We start from the raw sequence: 14,840 nt of genomic DNA on the forward strand, positions 1-14,840 counted from the left end.
TGCGTTCGCCCGTCCAGTCTTTCCCTTGCTTGTTGCCGCCCGATGGCCGGGCCGCTCTTGAGCGTGAACGCCCAGCTTCACACCCCGCCGTTACCGGCGACGCATGTGGGCGTGGGAACGGGCCTGGACACTGGCCCGAGCCGTATCTCCGGTATCTCTCCCATTCGAAATACGGCCACTTGAATGGAGCGACCTCGTGTCGCACGCACTTGGTTCTCGCGCACGAGGCGGGTGGTGAACTGATCCAGCATGTCCCTGCGGACATCCCCGATGAGGGCATACAGCCGGGCGATCCGGAGCCTGGCCTTGTTGCGGTTCTTCGAACCCCGCTGCTTGCGGTGCAGCTCACGCTGCAACCTGGCCAGCTCGTTCTCGTACTTCTTCAACAGTCGGGGATGATCAAGCTTCGTCCCGTCATCGAGTGTCACCAACGATGCCAGACCAAGATCCAGTCCCACCGCCTTCGGCTCGCTCCCCTCCGGCAGAAACACCGGAGGCAACGGGTCGATCCGCTCCTCGACCAGCACCGAGAGGAAGAACCGGCCGGCCCGGTCCCGTGTGACCGTCAACTTCACTGGAACCGTCCCGCCGGGCAGCGCCCGTGACCACCGCACATCCAAGGGCTCCGACTGCTTCGCCAATGTCACCAGCCCGGTACCCGGTCGCTCCGGATCCTCCACCCAGCGGAAACCGGTCCGCACGTACGTCGCCGAATCACGCGACCGGTGCTTCCGCTTCCGCTGCGGATACTTCGCCGTCCCCCGGAAGAAACCGGAGAACGCCGTCTCCAGATGCCGTAGCGCCTGCTGCAACACCGTCGAGGACACCGCACCCAACCACGACGTCCCCTCCGCCCTCCGCCACCCGGTCAGCGCCCGGCACGTCTCCGCGAAACCCACGGAGACACGGTGTTTCTCCCAGGCGCCCACCCGCAGGGCGAGTCCCTCGTTGTAGACCCAGCGGCACGCACCGAAGGTGCTCACCAACTGCTCGGCCTGGACCGGCGACGGATAGAACCGGAAGCGGTACACCCGCTGCTGCATGCCCGGCTCCTTGACCCGGCTCTTCAGCGGAGTGGCACGGCGCTTGTGGTGCTTGCGCCGGTCGGCTATGCCCAGCACCTCACGCTTGACGCGCTTGGCCTCCGCGCCGGTGACCCGTGCTACGGGGCCTATCGCTGAGTCCGTCACAGCCACTCTCCGTGATCTGGTCGTCGCAACAGAACGTCAGTCCTTACAACGAACGTGTGGTCGCGAGGTCACGCGGGCACGGGAACTTTGTGGCTCCGACAGTTGGTCGCTGTGTAGAGTGAGAGAGCTTTCGCGCACGGCCTTTTTGTGCGCAAATGCCCCCTTAGCTCAGTTTGGTTTAGAGTCGCCGATTTGTAATCGGCAGGTCGTCGGTTCGAGTCCGACAGGGGGCTCTGACAAAACAGTGTCCCGGCCCCTCTCAGGGCCGGGACACTTGCGTTTTCACCGCCGCTCGCGGCCGTCGCGCTGCCCTCAACTGCCCTGTCAGCGGCCCGAGATGCGGTTGGCTGCTCGGGCTATGGGGTGGGTTGTGGAGGTTGGGGTGGTGGATTCTTTGGTGTCTGCTGTGCGGTAGGCCGCGTACAGGGCGTGGACGCCCAGCCAGCGGAAGGGTTCGGGTTCCCATTTGCGGACCTTGTGGTTGACCCAGGGGAGGGTGGTCAGTTCGGTGGGGCCCGACTGGCCGGAGTCCTGTTGGATCAGGTCGCGCAGGGTGCGGGCGGCGAGGTTGGCGGTGGCGACGCCGGAGCCGACGTAGCCGCCGGCCCAGCCGAGGCCGGTGGTGCGGTCGAGGGTGACGGTGGCGCACCAGTCGCGCGGGACGCCGAGGACGCCGGACCAGGCGTGGTCGATACGGGCGCCCGCGGTAGCGGGGAAGAAGCGGACGAGGATGTCGCGCAGCGCTTCGATGGTGGCGGGCTGGGTGCCGGCGGTGTCCGTGAAGTGCGCGGCTCTGGAGCCGTAGCGGTAGGGATAGCCACGGCCGCCCAGGGCGATGCGGTTGTCGGCGGTGCGCTGGGCGTACATATAGGCGTGTGCCATGTCGCCGAGTGTTTCGCGGCCGTCCCAGCCGATGGTGTCCCAGATGTCGGCGGGCAGTGGTTCGGTGGCGATCATCGAGGAGTTCATGGGCAGCCAGGTGCGCCGGGCGCCCTTGAGGTTCGCGGTGAAGCCTTCGGTGCAGCGGAGGATGTAGGGCGCGCGGACGGTGCCGTACGAAGTCACGGCATGTTTGGGCCTGATCTCGGTGACGGGCGTCGATTCGTGGATGGTGACGCCGAGTGCTTCGACGGCCGCGGCGAGGCCTTTGACCAGTTTGACCGGGTGGAGCCGGGCGCCGTGCGGTGTCCAGGTGGAGCCGAGGGCTCCGGTGACGCGGATCCGGTCGGCGGTTTCGCGGGCGTCGTGGAGTGTGCGGTCGGTCTCGCCGAAGGCGGTCTCCGCGGTGTGGAAGGCCTTGAGGCGGGCGAGTTGGGCGGGTGTGCGGGCGATTTCGAGGACGCCGCCCTGGTGGATGTCGGCGTCGATGTGCTCCTCCGCGGCGACGCGTACGACTTCGGCGACGGTGTCGTTCATGGCGTGCTGGAGGCGTACGGCGGCGTCGTGGCCGTGGAGTTGGGCGTAGCGGTCGCGGCCCGCGATGCCGTTGTAGAGCCAGCCGCCGTTACGTCCGGAGGCGCCGTAACCGCAGAACTTTCCTTCCAGGATGGTGATGTCGAGGAAGGGCACGGCTTTCTTGAGGTAGTAGGCCGTCCAGAGGCCGGTGTAGCCGCCGCCGACGATGCAGACGTCGGCGGTCGTGTCTCCGGGGAGCGGTTCGCGTGGGGTCGGGATGCCGTCCTGGGCGTACCAGAAGGAGATCCCGCCGTTGGTGGTGCCGGCCGTGGTCGCGGAGGCGCCAGGTCCGGTGCCGGCCGTGGGTTCCGTACTGCCGCTGCCGCTCGTACCGCCGTTGTCTGCGCTGGTCATGTGGGCGTTCGTACACCGGCACTCGTACGTTTGTCCAGGTATCGGCGGGGACGGCGGGCGCGCGTCAGCGGGTAGCAGGCGAGTCCGATGAGGACCGAGGTGAGATGGCCGAGGTCGGTGAAGGTACGGCCGGTGATCAGCGGCACGCCGTAGAAGATCAGGACGGCGGCGAGATAGGGCAGATGCCAGGGGAGCGGCACTCGGTAGGTCAGGACGCCCGCGATTCCGGCGAGCGCGTAGCTGACACCGACGTCCAGGGTGTTGGCGGCGGACTGCGGCGCGTGCCCGTGGTGGATGGCCCAGCCGAGGACGCCCTCGCTGATCAGCGTCGCGCCGATATGGGCGAGCGCGGCCACGGAGAGCCAGCGCGGGGTGCCGAGCCAGTGTTCGGCGGGCGCGTGGAAGACGGTGTAGAGCACGGCGTACGGGAGCCATGTACCGCCGTCGATCCAGAAGGCGCTGACGATGAGCACACGGACGGGATCGGTGGACAGCTCATGGATGTTGGTGGAGCGCTGGAGCAGGAATTCCCTCTCGAACTGGGGCGACATCTGGTGGAGGGCGACGGTGGTGACGAAGAGGGCGGCCAGCCAGAGATAGGTGCCGGAGGCGCTCGTGATCCAGGTGCGGACCGTTGTGATCCAGGTGCGGATCGGTGCGGTCCAGGTGCGGACCGTCGTGGTCCCGGTGCGGATCGTTGTGATCCGGGTGCGGACCGTGTGGAGAATGCGGCGCATGGGCCGATTCACGCACGGCCGTAGGATCGTGGGCGTGATTGACATTCCGGTGGAGCTGGCGGAAACACAGTCGAGGTTTCTGGGCGAGGCCGGCCGTGCGTTCATCGCGGCGCTGCCGGGTAGGGCGGCGGATTTTCTGGAGCGGTGGGAGCTGCGCCGTACCGGTCCTTCGATGTACGGCATGTGTGCGCTGGTGCTGCCGGTGGAGTGCGCGGACGGTACGGCGGCGGTGCTGAAGCTTCAGCATCTCGACGACGAGTCGGCCGGGGAGCCGGTGGCGCTGCGGGCGTGGGACGGCGACGGCGCGGTGCGGCTGCTGCGGTACGACGGTACGACGGGCACGCTGCTGCTGGAGCGGCTGCGTGCCCGGGATCTGAGCGGTGTGCCGTCGCGGGAGGCGGTCCGGATTCTGGCGGAGCTGCTGGCGCGGCTGACGTCGGCGCGGGCTCCGGCCGGTCTGCGCTCGCTGGGCGATATCGCGGCGCGGATGCTGCGGGAGGTGGCGGGGCCGGAGAAGGCACTGGTCGATTCGCTCGCCGACGAGGACGAGCGGCGGCTGCTGCGGGACTGCGCGGCGGCGCTGCGCGAGGTGGCGGCCGAGCCCGGGGACCGGCTGCTGCACTGGGATCTGCATTACGAGAATGTCCTGGCCGGTGACCGGGAACCGTGGCTGGCGATCGATCCGAAGCCGCTGGCGGGCGATCCGGGCTTCGAGCTGCTGCCCGCGCTGGACAACCGTTTCGACGCGTCGGAGACGCTGTGGCGCTTCGATCTGATGACGGAGGTGCTGGGCCTGGACCGGGAGCGCGCCCGGGCCTGGACGCTGGGGCGGGTGCTCCAGAACTCCCTGTGGCACATCAAGGACGGCGAGTGGGAGCTGGATCCCGATCAGGTGTCCATCGCTCGGTCACTGCTGGCACGGTGAGCGGGCGAGAGGGCAGGCTGCGGTCATGATTCGTACTGCCACTGCCGCCGATGTCCCGGTGATCCACGCGATGATCCGTGAGCTGGCGGAGTATGAGAAGTGTCTGGACGAGGCGCGGGCGACCGAGGAGCAGCTCCGTGAGGCGCTGTTCGGCGAGCGGCCGGCGGCGTTCGCGCATATCGCGGAGTCGGACGAGGACGGTGAGCCGGTGGGCTTCGCGCTCTGGTTCCTGAATTTCTCGACGTGGCGCGGTGTGCACGGGGTGTATCTGGAGGACCTGTACGTACGTCCCGACCGGCGCGGCGGCGGCCATGGAAAGGCGCTGCTGACGGAGCTGGCGCGGATCTGTGTGGAGCGCGGCTACGAGCGGCTGGAGTGGTCGGTGCTGGACTGGAACGAGCCGTCGATCGCCTTCTACCGGTCCTTGGGCGCGCTGCCGCAGGACGGCTGGACGGTGTTCCGTCTGACGGACGACGCGCTCGCGGGGCTGGGGACGGCGCGGGAGTAGGCGCGGGAGTAGACGACGGCGGCTCGCCCGGCGCCCCCGGGGCGGTCAGTGGTCAGCGTTCAGGCACCGCGCGCGCCCGTGGCCGCCGCTGCCGCCTCGCGGTTGCGCGGCGAGGCGCCCGTAATGACCAGTGCGGCTACGACTGCCGCAGCCAGCAGGATGACCGCTGCCCAGGCGATGGCGACGGTGAAGCCGTGGACCGTGCCGGTGTTCACGATGTCCGCCTTCTGCGCCGGTGTGAGCCCGCCCTGCTTCTCCGCCGCCTTCTCCGCCGCCGAGAGATGAACCGCGAGATAGGCGCTCGTGGTGGTTGTCGCGATGGTGTTGAGGAGGGCCGTACCGATGGAGCCGCCGACCTGCTGCGCGGTGTTGACGGTCGCCGAGGTGACGCCGGAGTCCCTGGCCGGCACGCCCGAGGTGCCGGTGGCGATGGCGGGCATGAAGGTGAGCCCCAGGCCGAGGCCCAGCAGCACGGTGCCGGGCAGGATGTGCGCGGGATAGCTGGAGTGGGTGTCGATGAAGGTCAGTGAGTAGAGTCCGCCGGCGCCGAGCAGCAGTCCGGGTACGAGCAGAAACCGCGGCGGCGCGTACGGCAGCAGCCTGGCGGAGATCTGGGTGGAGCCGATGACGATCGACGCGGTCAGTGGCAGGAAGGCGAGGCCGGTGCGCAAGGGCGAGTAGCCGAGGATGGTCTGCAGGAAGTACGTCATGAACAGGAACGCGCCGAACAGCCCGACGGTCGTCAGGCACATGATGAGCATCGAGCCGCCGCGGTTGCGGTCGCGGACGATACGCAGTGGCAGCAGCGGCCCGGTGGAACGGTTCTGCCACCACACGAAGACGCACAGCAGCGCCACACCGCCCAGCAGCAGGCCCAGGACGAGCGGCGCGCTCCAGCCCTTGGCCTCGGCCTCGCCGAGTCCGTAGACGAGGGCGACGAGACCGCCGCAGCCGAGGACGACGCCCGGGATGTCGAGATGCGCCCCGTGCGCTCCACGGGTGCCGGCCCGGTCGCTGAGCAGCGTGAACGCGCCGACCACGGCGATCGCGGCGATCGGGACATTGACGTACAGACACCAGCGCCAGCTCAGATACTCGGTGAGAACGCCGCCGACGAGCAGACCGATGGCGGATCCCGCGCCCGCGATGGCGCTGAAGACGCCGAAGGCCTTGGCCCGCTCGGTGCCGCTGGTGAAGGTGGTGGTGAGCAGGGAGAGCGCGGACGGCGCGAGGAGCGCGGCGAAGGCGCCCTGGAGCACGCGGGCGAGGAAGAGCATCTCCGGGCCGGTGGACGCGCCGCCGATCGCGGAGGCCGCGGCGAATCCGATCAGGCCGACGACGAAGGTGCGTTTACGGCCGACGAGGTCGGCGATCCGGCCGCCGAGGAGCAGCAGCCCGCCGAAGGCGAGGGTGTAGGCGGTGATCACCCACTGGCGGTTTCCGTTGGTCAGGCCGAGGTCGCGCTGGGCCGAGGGCAGGGCGATGTTCACGATGGTGGCGTCGAGTACGACCATGAGCTGGGCTGTCGCGATGACGGCCAGGGCCCACCAGCGGTGGGTGTCGACCTCGGTGCCGGGCTCCGGGCCGGGCCGGGCGCCGGGTCGGGCGCCGGGCTTGGCACCGGGGCGGCTGTCCGAGTTCGCCGGGTCGCTCATCCCAGGTCTTCCCTCGCATGGGTCAGATGGATCTGGATCTGTGCCGGTCGCGGTCGGCCCGGTTACGGTCGGCTCTTCGCCGGATCTCTGCACAGAACACCATGGATCGGGTGGTTTCGCTTCTTGCGACCGGGGGAGGGCGGTTGTTCCCGTACCGGCGCCGGACCCCCGTCCTGGCGCCGGTACGGAGCTCAGTCCCGGGGCTACGGGTTCCCGGCTCCCGGTCACGGCTCTACGGCTACGGCTCCAGAACGACCTTCCCCATCGTTCCGCGCGTCTCCAGCGCCCGGTGCGCGCGTGCCGCCTCGGCGAGCGGGAAGCGCTGTACGGCCGGGCGCAGCCGCCCGGCCGCGGCCTCGGCGAGCGAGCGCTCCTCCAGTACGCGTATGTCGCCGCCCGCCTTCTGGAGCATCACCGGGCCGAGGACGGACTCGGAGGTGATCCCGCGCTCCGCCAGTTCCTCGTCGGTGAAGGTCAGCGGCCCGCCGTTGTGCAGGCCCGTGCCCGACCAGCCGAAGACGATGTGCTTGCCGCCCTTGGCGAGGAGATCGACGGCGGCCAGGCCCGTACCGCCGCCGACGGAGTCGAAGACGACGGTCGCGCCACGGCCGTCGTGACGCTCGCGGAGATGGTCGCGGACCTGTGCGGGCCAGTCGGGCAGGGTGTAGTCGACGGCGAGGTCGGCGCCGTTCGCGGCGGTGCGGGCGACCTTCGCCGGGCCGCCCACGAGGCCGATGACGGTGGCGTCGGCGTTCTTCGCGTACTGGACGAGCAGGGTGCCGATCCCGCCGGCCGCCGCCGGTACGAGGACGATGTCGCCGGGGCCGAGTCCGTCGGTGAACTGGAGGATGCCCATGGCCGTACGGCCCGTGCCGATCATGGCGACGGCCTCGGCCTCGTCGAGTCCGGCCGGGATCTCGTGGAGCCGGGCGGTGTCGGTGACGGCGAGTTCCGCGTAACCGCCCGGCACCATGCCCAGGTGCGCGACGACCCGCTTGCCGAGCCAGTCGGCGGCCACGCCCTCGCCGAGCGACTCGACCGTACCGGCGACCTCGCGGCCCGGGATGGTGGGCAGTTCGGCGGTGGCCGGATACGGGCCCCGCATGCCCTCGCGCAGCGCGGTGTCGAGGAGATGGACGCCGGCCGCCGCGACGGCGATCCGGACCTGGCCGGGGCCGGGCACGGGGTCCTCGGCCGGCTCGTACGTGAGGTTCTCGGCGGGACCGAAGGCGTGGAGGCGGACGGCGTGCATGGCGGGCTCCCTGAGGTTCGTCCGGGGTTCGTCCGGATTCGTCGTCCCGCGCGGTTCGTTGCCCGGCGGGTGCTGTGGGAGCAGCGTCCGACCTCAAGCATGCTTGAGGTCAAGGCCGGCCGGATCGGCGGCTCCGTCCGCCTGCTTCGGCTGCGGGTTCAGCCGCGGGCCGACAGCGCCGTCCGCCTGCTTCAGCTGCCGCAGGGCCAGTGAGGCCGCTTCGATCCCGCTGTTGAACGACACCTCCGAGAGCACGCCCGGCGCCGCCACCTCGTCGCCCGCGAGATACACGCCGTCGCCACGGTCGATACGGGGCCGGTCCCGCCAGGTGGTGCCGGGCGGGTCGACGGCGCCGGTACGGCCGGTCGCGAGGGAGTCGCGCCGCCACAGCGTCCGTTCGCGCCAGCCGGGAAAGCCCAGGTCGAGCAGGCGCTCGGCGCGCGCGATGCCGTCCGCGCCGGACTCACCGGGGCCGACCGGGAAGTGCCCTTGGACGAGCTGTTCGCCGGCCGGTGCGAGGGACGGATCCTGCGCGGTGAACCGTTCGAGCCAGCCGGGAGCGTCGAGGTCCGAGACGATGAACGCGTCGCCACGGCGCCTGCGGACCGCGAGATCGAGCAGCGCGGTACGGCCGCCCGTCCAGCGCAGCCCGTCGTTCTTGAGGAGTCGGCGCGCCGCGCCCATGGAGGTGGCGACGATCACGGGCCCGTCCTCGGGCACGGTGTCGATCCGTACCGCCGTTTCGATCCGTACGCCCAGGTTCCACGCGTACCCGGCCATACGGTCGATCAGCTCGCTCCAGCCGCCGACCGGATAGCGGGCCTCGGGCGGCAGCGCGGCGGCGCGCCGCAGGCGCTCCTGGACGAAGGCGGCGGAGAGCGAGCCCGGGTCGTGGTGGAAGAGGGCCACGGCGGCGAAGTGCGCGGCGGCGCGGGCGGTGGCGGGCCCTTCGAGTGCGCTGGCCCAGGTCATGAAGTCGGTGTCCACCGGCGTGTGTTCGGCCTTGCGGCGGGCGAGACGGAGCAGTCCGAGCGGCGGGGTCCTGCGCAGGGCGCCGCCGTGGTGGAAGCGGAAACGGGCGCCTTCGCGCGCGGGCGGGCTCGCCATGGGACCGAGCAGACCGCGCTGCTTCAGCCAGGCCCAGTGCGGTCCGCGGCGGTAGAGGGCGTGCGGCCCTTCGTTGGTGCGGTACGCGCCTTCGGCGGTACGGGCCCGGCCGCCGAGCGTGTGATGGGCCTCCCAGAGGGTGACGGCGGCGCCCGACTCGGCGGCGGTGATGGCGGCGGTGAGTCCGGCGAGGCCGCCGCCGATGACGGTGATGCGGTTCCTGGGATTCATGCGGGTGTCCCCTTCGCTCACTCGTGCTCTCGTACTCGCTTGCTCCTGTGCTCACTTGTCCTTGTGCTCACTTGCTCCTGAGCTCGCCTGCTCCTGCTCTCGCTCTCACCGGTGTGACGGATACCGGACAGCTCGTTGTGACATCGGCGTGTTGTCAGTGGTGTACGTCACCATGGGGACATGGCGAGGAAGACGACGAAGAGCGGTGCGGACGGGGGCTCGGCGAGGCGGGTGGAGGCGAGGCGGGCGGAGGTGCGGCTGCCGCCGCTGAGCCCGTACGGCGGTGGGCTGGAGCCGGACGGGGATTACGACGGACTGGAGTTCAAGGACCTCGTACTGACGGGACAGGAAGGGCCGGGCGCCCGGTTCATCGACTGCGCGCTGCGGGAGTGCGTTCTCGACGGGACGGCCCTGGGGCGGACGCGGTTCATCGATTCCGTGCTGAGCGGTGTCCGGGGAGTGGGCACGGACATGGCGGGCGCGTCACTGCGCGATGTGGAGGTGGTGGACGCGCGTCTGGGCGGAGTGCAGCTCCATGGCGCGGTGCTGGAGCGGGTGCTGTTCCGGGGCGGGAAGATCGATTACGCGAATCTGCGGAAGGCCCGGCTGAAGGATGTGGTCTTCGAGAACTGTGTCCTGTCCGAGACGGACTTCGGCGAGGCGGAGCTGGAGCGTGTGGAGTTCCGGGACTGTGTGCTCCGGCGGGCCGATCTGAGCGGCGCGCGGCTGAAGGACGTCGATCTGCGGACGGTCGCGGAGCTGGACATCGCGCGCGGTCTGGACCGGCTGGCGGGAGCGGTGATCAGCTCGGCGCAACTGCTGCACCTGGCACCGGCGTTCGCGGCGCAGATAGGCGTGCGGGTGGAGGACTGACGCGGAGGCTGGGAGGCGGTGGTGTACGGGCCTGGCGGCCAGGGGCCTGGGGCCGGCTCGTACGGCGGCCGGGGCTCGGGACGTCACCGGGACAGACTGTCACCGGGAGAGACCGGAGGCCCCGGCCTGGGGGGAATGGACCGGGGCCTGCGTGGTGCTCCGGGGGCACGCCTTCTCTGTGGAGGGAGGAAGCGGTCGCCCGTTCCCGGCGGTGCCCCGGCATCCGACGTCTGCCCGGAGCTCCGGGATGTACTCCTGGCCGCGCGCAAAACGATGCGAGGGCTGTGTGCGGACGATGTGCCGGTGAGGTGCCCGGCGGGCGGGCGGACGTGGCCGGCCGGCGCTGTGCCGTGCCTTCCCGCTCAGACGCGAGGGAAGCGGGACTGGAGGTCCCAGATGATCGGGTTGTCGGCCAGGCCCTCGTGCATGTCGGCGAGATCCGCGATCAGATCGTGCAGGAAGTCGCGGGCCTCGCGGCGGAGCAGACGGTGGCTGAAGGTCAGCGGAGGCTCGTCGCCGGGCATCCAGTCGGCCTCCACATCGACCCAGCCGAAGCGGCGGTGGAAGAGCATACGGTCGGCCGACTCGGTGAAGTCCAGCTCGGCGTACTGCGGCTTGGCCGCACGGCTCCCGCGCGGATCGCGGTCGAGCTGCTCGACGATGTCGCACAGCGCCCAAGCGAAGTCGAGCACCGGCACCCATCCCCAGGCGGTGGACAGCTCCCGGTCCGCCTTGGTGTCCGCGAGATAGACATCCCCACAGAACAGGTCATGCCGCAGGGCCTGAACATCCGCACGCCGGTAGTCGGTCTGCGGCGGATCGGGAAAGCGACGGGAGAGGGAGTAACCGATGTCGAGCACGGCCCGATGGTGTCACGACCACGCTCGACGGACTCCCGGGGTCGGCCGACGGCCTCCTGAGCTGGCCGATCATGCGTTCCAACTGCGGAAACGTCACAGCTCACGGCCTAGGCTGGCGGTGTCGCCTGCACAAGGAAGGTCCGCCGTGGCACTGCCTGTTTCCGAATATGAGTCGTACGAGCCGTACGAGCGGGTGCTCCGACAGGTGAAGGGAAGGATCCCGGCCCTGTCGGTAGAAGCGGCCTTCGACGTTTTCGATGCGGTTGCCCCCGAGGGGTGGCGTGTGGAATTGATCGAAGGGGAGATCCATGTCAGGCCTCCCGCCAATGGCGAGCACGAAGAGATTGTCTCTGAGCTGAGCGGACAGGTGACGGAACGCCGTAGGAATCCGCAGTTGCGGAGTTACACCGGCCTGGGTTTGTACGTCCCTGGCGCGTCGGTCTCCGGCAAGATCGTGCCCGACCTGGTCATCGCGCCCAAGGGCAGCTTCACCGATGAGCTGGAGTACCACGATCCCTCGCCCGTCCTCTTCATCGCCGAGGTGACATCGCGCTCCACCGGTGACAACGACCGGGTCAAGAAGGTCCGGGGTTACGCCCGCGCAGGGATTCCCGTCTACCTCCTCATCGACCGGGAAGCCGGCCAGGCCGTGCTCTGTACGGTGCCCGTCGGTGAGGAGTACACGCGCAAGGTTCCGTACAAGATCTCCGAGTCGGTTCCGCTTCCTGAGCCTCTGGGGTTCGAGATCGATACCGGCGAGTTCTGACGGAGGGACCTACGATCATGGGGTGGACAAGCGTCTGGCCCTTCCTCTCACCCTTCTTGTTCTCACCGGCTGCGCCGGTTGCTCCGGCGATGGCGCTGTGCGTGGGCGGCCCGGGGCCGCGGGGGTGCGGGATCCGTATTTTCCGCGGCTCGGCAATGGCGGCTACGACGTTCAGCATTACGGTCTGACTCTCGACTACGCGCCTGCCACCGGACGGCTCCGAGGAACCGCAGAGATCACCGCCCGTGCCACCCAGGATCTCAGCGCCCTCAATCTTGATTTCGCGGGAATGAAGGTTGATTCCGTGACCGTCGACGGCGAGAGGGCCGCGCTCCACCGCGCCGGTACGGAACTCACGCTCCGGCCGCACGACGCCGTCGGCCGCGGGGACACCTTCCGTACGGTCGTTCACTACTCCGGCGTACCGCGGCGCATCACGGATCCCGACGAGTCGGAGGAGGGATGGCTCAGATCGGGCGAGCGCGCGGTGGGGCTGGGGGAGCCGACCGGCTCGATGGCGTGGTTCCCGGGCAACCACCACCCGAGCGACAAGGCGTCGTACGACATCCGGATCACCGTGCCCGAGGGTATGAAGGCCGTCTCCAACGGTGAGCTGAGGAGCGAGCGTACGACGGCCGGCCGTACCTCCTTCGACTGGCACTCCGCGCAGCCGATGGCCAGCTATCTGGCCACTGTCGCCATCGGTCCTTACAAGACCGAGACGGCGGAAAGGGCTGAGGAGAAACCGGTCAAGAAGGCAGCGGAGAAGGCAGGGAAGAAGTCGGGGAACAGCGCGGACAAGGCGGGTGCCGGTGCCGGTGCCGCCGTGGTGGGTGCCTTGCCCATCTACTCCGCCGTCGATCCCGCCGTCGCTGCCGACAGCGCGCGCCTCCTCGCCGAACTTCCCGGGATCATCACCTGGCAGGAGAAGACCTTCGGGCCGTATCCCTTCTCCTCTACCGGAGTGATCATCGGAAGGAAAGGCGATTCCCAGTACGCCCTGGAGACCCAGAACAGGCCCTTCCTCCCCGGTCCCACCAGCGTCGCGACACTTGTGCACGAACTGGCCCACCAGTGGTTCGGGAACTCCGTCACTCCCAAGTCATGGCGCGACATGTGGCTCAACGAAGGCTTCGCGGAGTACACGGAGTGGCTCTGGACGGAGCACACCGAACGGGTGCCGGTGCGGCAGAGCTTCGAGGAGGCGTACGAGGACGACGACAACTGGGCGTTCCCGCCCGCCAAGCCGCCCTCCGCCGTGAATATCTCCGACGCGCCGGTGTACGGGCGCGGCGCCATGGTTGTCCAGCAGGTACGGGAGGCCGTGGGCGACGCGGCCTTCTTCCGGATCGTGCGCGGCTGGCTGGAGACGTACCGTCATGGCAACGCCGACACCCATGACTTCACGACCTATGTGGAGCGGCAGGCGGGCCGTGACCTCAGCGGCATCTGGGACACCTGGCTGTACGGCGACGAGAAGCCGCCGCTGGAGTGACGGGCCTGGCGGGCCTCATGGGTCTGGTGGGTCTGACGGTCGCAGCGGTCGGTAACTATCCCGGCTGCCTCCGCTCGGCCGGAAACCGCCGGAACCCGCCCCGCCCAGCCGAACGCCCCCGCGAGAGGCCCGCGAGGGCGTTCGGGCGGATGCTTCCGGGTCAGAGGTTGACGCCGAAGTCCGTGGCGATACCGACCAGGCCCGAGGCATAGCCCTGGCCGACCGCGCGGAACTTCCACTCCGCGCCGTTCCGGTACAGCTCGCCGAAGACCATCGCGGTCTCGGTGGCGGCGTCCTCGCTCAGGTCGTAGCGGGCGATCTCGGCGCCGCCGGCCTGGTTGACGATGCGGATGTACGCGTTCCGCACCTGGCCGAAGTTCTGGCTGCGGGTCTCGGCGTCGTAGATGGAGACCGGGAAGACGATCTTGTCGACATCGGCCGGCAGACCCGCCAGATTGACGTTGATCGCCTCGTCGTCGCCCTCGCCCGCGCCCGTGCGGTTGTCACCGGTGTGGACGATCGTCTGGTCCGGCGTCGACTTGTTGTTGAAGAAGACGAAGTGGCCGTCGGAGACGACCTTCCCGCCACCGTTCACCGCGATGGCCGAAGCGTCGAGGTCGAAGTCGGTACCGGTGGTGGTACGGACGTCCCAGCCGAGGCCGACCGTGACGGCGGTCAGGCCCGGTGCCTCCTTGGTGAGGGAGACGTTGCCGCCTTTGGACAGGCTTACAGCCATGGGGATGTCCCTTTCGTTGTCGTGTGCGGACTTCGAGTCGTCCCGAAGTTACCGTCACCCGACATAACGCGGGCAGGGGACCGGGAGGTTCCGTACCTCTTTACTTTCTTTACCCGGACGGCGGGCGCGGGATCGCGGCGGGCGCGGGAGCGCGGGCGGCGAGGGCGCGGGAACGTGGCACGGGAAAAGAGGGTGACGCGAAGGGCGGGCGCACGGGACCATGGAGGTATGTCCGGGCCTCCTTATGTCATCCGTGGTTCGGTCTCCCTGCCGGAGGCCGAGCTGATGTGGCGTTTCTCGCGCTCCTCAGGGCCCGGCGGGCAGCATGTCAACACCAGCGACTCTCAGGTCGAGTTGCGCTTCGATCTCGCGAAGACGGAGGCGCTGCCGCAGGTCTGGAAGGACCGCGCCCTGGAGCGGCTCGCGAACCGGCTGGTGGGCGGCGTGATCTCCGTACGCGCGTCGGAGTACCGCTCGCAGTGGCGCAACCGGGAGACGGCGGCGGTGCGGCTCGCGTCGCTGCTGGCCGAGGCGACGGCTCCGCCGCCACGGGCACGCAGGAAGACCAAGATCCCGCGCGGCATCAACGAGCGCAGACTCCGCGAGAAGAAGCAGCGCGCCGAGACGAAACGTGGCCGCACGGGCCGCGACTGGACCTAGGCCCTGTCCGGTCGGCATGTCTCGGCTGGCGTGCCG

Annotated in this window: 14 protein-coding genes and 1 tRNA gene; 7 read left to right on the forward strand and 8 right to left on the reverse strand. The window is 69.5% G+C overall.

Annotation, left to right across the window (positions count from 1 at the left end; genetic code table 11):
* Positions 1-77: 77 nt before the first annotated feature.
* Complete coding sequence (locus ACFV6H_RS03125; RefSeq protein WP_385537962.1) at positions 78-1,190, reverse strand: RNA-guided endonuclease InsQ/TnpB family protein; 1,113 nt, start codon at positions 1,188-1,190, stop codon at positions 78-80.
* Between the two features lie 157 nt (positions 1,191-1,347).
* Here ACFV6H_RS03125 and ACFV6H_RS03130 point away from each other — a divergent pair.
* A tRNA-Thr gene (locus ACFV6H_RS03130) sits at positions 1,348-1,423 on the forward strand.
* 91 nt (positions 1,424-1,514) lie between these two features.
* Here the strand turns inward: ACFV6H_RS03130 and ACFV6H_RS03135 are convergent.
* Together ACFV6H_RS03135 and ACFV6H_RS03140 are read right to left on the reverse strand one after the other, a co-directional pair.
* On the reverse strand, positions 1,515-2,999 hold the full coding sequence (locus ACFV6H_RS03135; protein ID WP_385537965.1) for an NAD(P)/FAD-dependent oxidoreductase: 1,485 nt from the start codon (positions 2,997-2,999) through the stop codon (positions 1,515-1,517).
* Positions 2,996-3,736: a rhomboid-like protein gene (locus ACFV6H_RS03140; RefSeq protein WP_385537968.1), complete on the reverse strand. Its 741-nt coding sequence runs from the start codon at positions 3,734-3,736 to the stop codon at positions 2,996-2,998. Before ACFV6H_RS03140 ends, ACFV6H_RS03135 begins: the two co-directional genes overlap by 4 nt.
* On the opposite strand from ACFV6H_RS03140, the gene ACFV6H_RS03145 reads away from it, so the two are divergent.
* Complete coding sequence (locus tag ACFV6H_RS03145) at positions 3,735-4,661, forward strand: aminoglycoside phosphotransferase family protein (protein WP_385537971.1); 927 nt, start codon at positions 3,735-3,737, stop codon at positions 4,659-4,661. The genes ACFV6H_RS03140 and ACFV6H_RS03145 overlap by 2 nt on opposite strands.
* Before the next feature lie 25 nt (positions 4,662-4,686).
* The gene (locus ACFV6H_RS03150) at positions 4,687-5,169 is read left to right on the forward strand and encodes a GNAT family N-acetyltransferase (RefSeq protein ID WP_384982760.1); all 483 of its coding nucleotides are present in this window, start codon (positions 4,687-4,689) and stop codon (positions 5,167-5,169) included.
* 59 nt (positions 5,170-5,228) lie between these two features.
* Here ACFV6H_RS03150 and ACFV6H_RS03155 read toward each other — a convergent pair whose 3' ends face one another.
* The 3 genes from ACFV6H_RS03155 to ACFV6H_RS03165 form a co-directional block, all read right to left on the reverse strand.
* A complete protein-coding gene (locus ACFV6H_RS03155; protein WP_385537975.1) occupies positions 5,229-6,824 on the reverse strand; it encodes an MFS transporter in 1,596 nt (531 codons plus the stop codon).
* Positions 6,825-7,062: 238 nt separating this feature from the next.
* Positions 7,063-8,076: a zinc-binding dehydrogenase gene (locus ACFV6H_RS03160; protein ID WP_385537978.1), complete on the reverse strand. Its 1,014-nt coding sequence runs from the start codon at positions 8,074-8,076 to the stop codon at positions 7,063-7,065.
* 93 nt (positions 8,077-8,169) lie between these two features.
* Positions 8,170-9,414 carry an NAD(P)-binding protein gene (locus ACFV6H_RS03165; protein WP_385537981.1) on the reverse strand — a complete coding sequence of 415 codons (1,245 nt, stop codon included), beginning with the start codon at positions 9,412-9,414 and terminating at the stop codon, positions 8,170-8,172.
* Positions 9,415-9,594: 180 nt separating this feature from the next.
* On the opposite strand from ACFV6H_RS03165, the gene ACFV6H_RS03170 reads away from it, so the two are divergent.
* Positions 9,595-10,287, forward strand: coding sequence for a pentapeptide repeat-containing protein (locus ACFV6H_RS03170; RefSeq protein ID WP_385537984.1), 693 nt, complete (start codon positions 9,595-9,597; stop codon positions 10,285-10,287).
* 362 nt (positions 10,288-10,649) lie between these two features.
* On the opposite strand, the gene ACFV6H_RS03175 is transcribed toward ACFV6H_RS03170, so the two are convergent.
* Positions 10,650-11,147, reverse strand: a complete 498-nt coding sequence (locus ACFV6H_RS03175; RefSeq protein WP_385537987.1) for a hypothetical protein — start codon at positions 11,145-11,147, stop codon at positions 10,650-10,652.
* 193 nt (positions 11,148-11,340) lie between these two features.
* Between ACFV6H_RS03175 and ACFV6H_RS03180 the strand changes: the two genes are divergently transcribed.
* Positions 11,341-11,913, forward strand: a complete 573-nt coding sequence (locus ACFV6H_RS03180) for a Uma2 family endonuclease (protein ID WP_385538918.1) — start codon at positions 11,341-11,343, stop codon at positions 11,911-11,913.
* 22 nt (positions 11,914-11,935) lie between these two features.
* Positions 11,936-13,408 carry a M1 family metallopeptidase gene (locus ACFV6H_RS03185; RefSeq protein WP_385537990.1) on the forward strand — a complete coding sequence of 491 codons (1,473 nt, stop codon included), beginning with the start codon at positions 11,936-11,938 and terminating at the stop codon, positions 13,406-13,408.
* 160 nt (positions 13,409-13,568) lie between these two features.
* Here ACFV6H_RS03185 and ACFV6H_RS03190 read toward each other — a convergent pair whose 3' ends face one another.
* A complete protein-coding gene (locus tag ACFV6H_RS03190) occupies positions 13,569-14,144 on the reverse strand; it encodes a TerD family protein (RefSeq protein WP_066955721.1) in 576 nt (191 codons plus the stop codon).
* A 228-nt stretch (positions 14,145-14,372) separates the two neighbouring features.
* Between ACFV6H_RS03190 and arfB the strand changes: the two genes are divergently transcribed.
* The gene (gene arfB / locus ACFV6H_RS03195; protein WP_093596133.1) at positions 14,373-14,804 is read left to right on the forward strand and encodes an alternative ribosome rescue aminoacyl-tRNA hydrolase ArfB; all 432 of its coding nucleotides are present in this window, start codon (positions 14,373-14,375) and stop codon (positions 14,802-14,804) included.
* Positions 14,805-14,840: the final 36 nt, after the last annotated feature.

This window comes from Streptomyces sp. NPDC059743, from assembly GCF_042732975.1.
GTDB lineage: Bacteria > Actinomycetota > Actinomycetes > Streptomycetales > Streptomycetaceae > Streptomyces.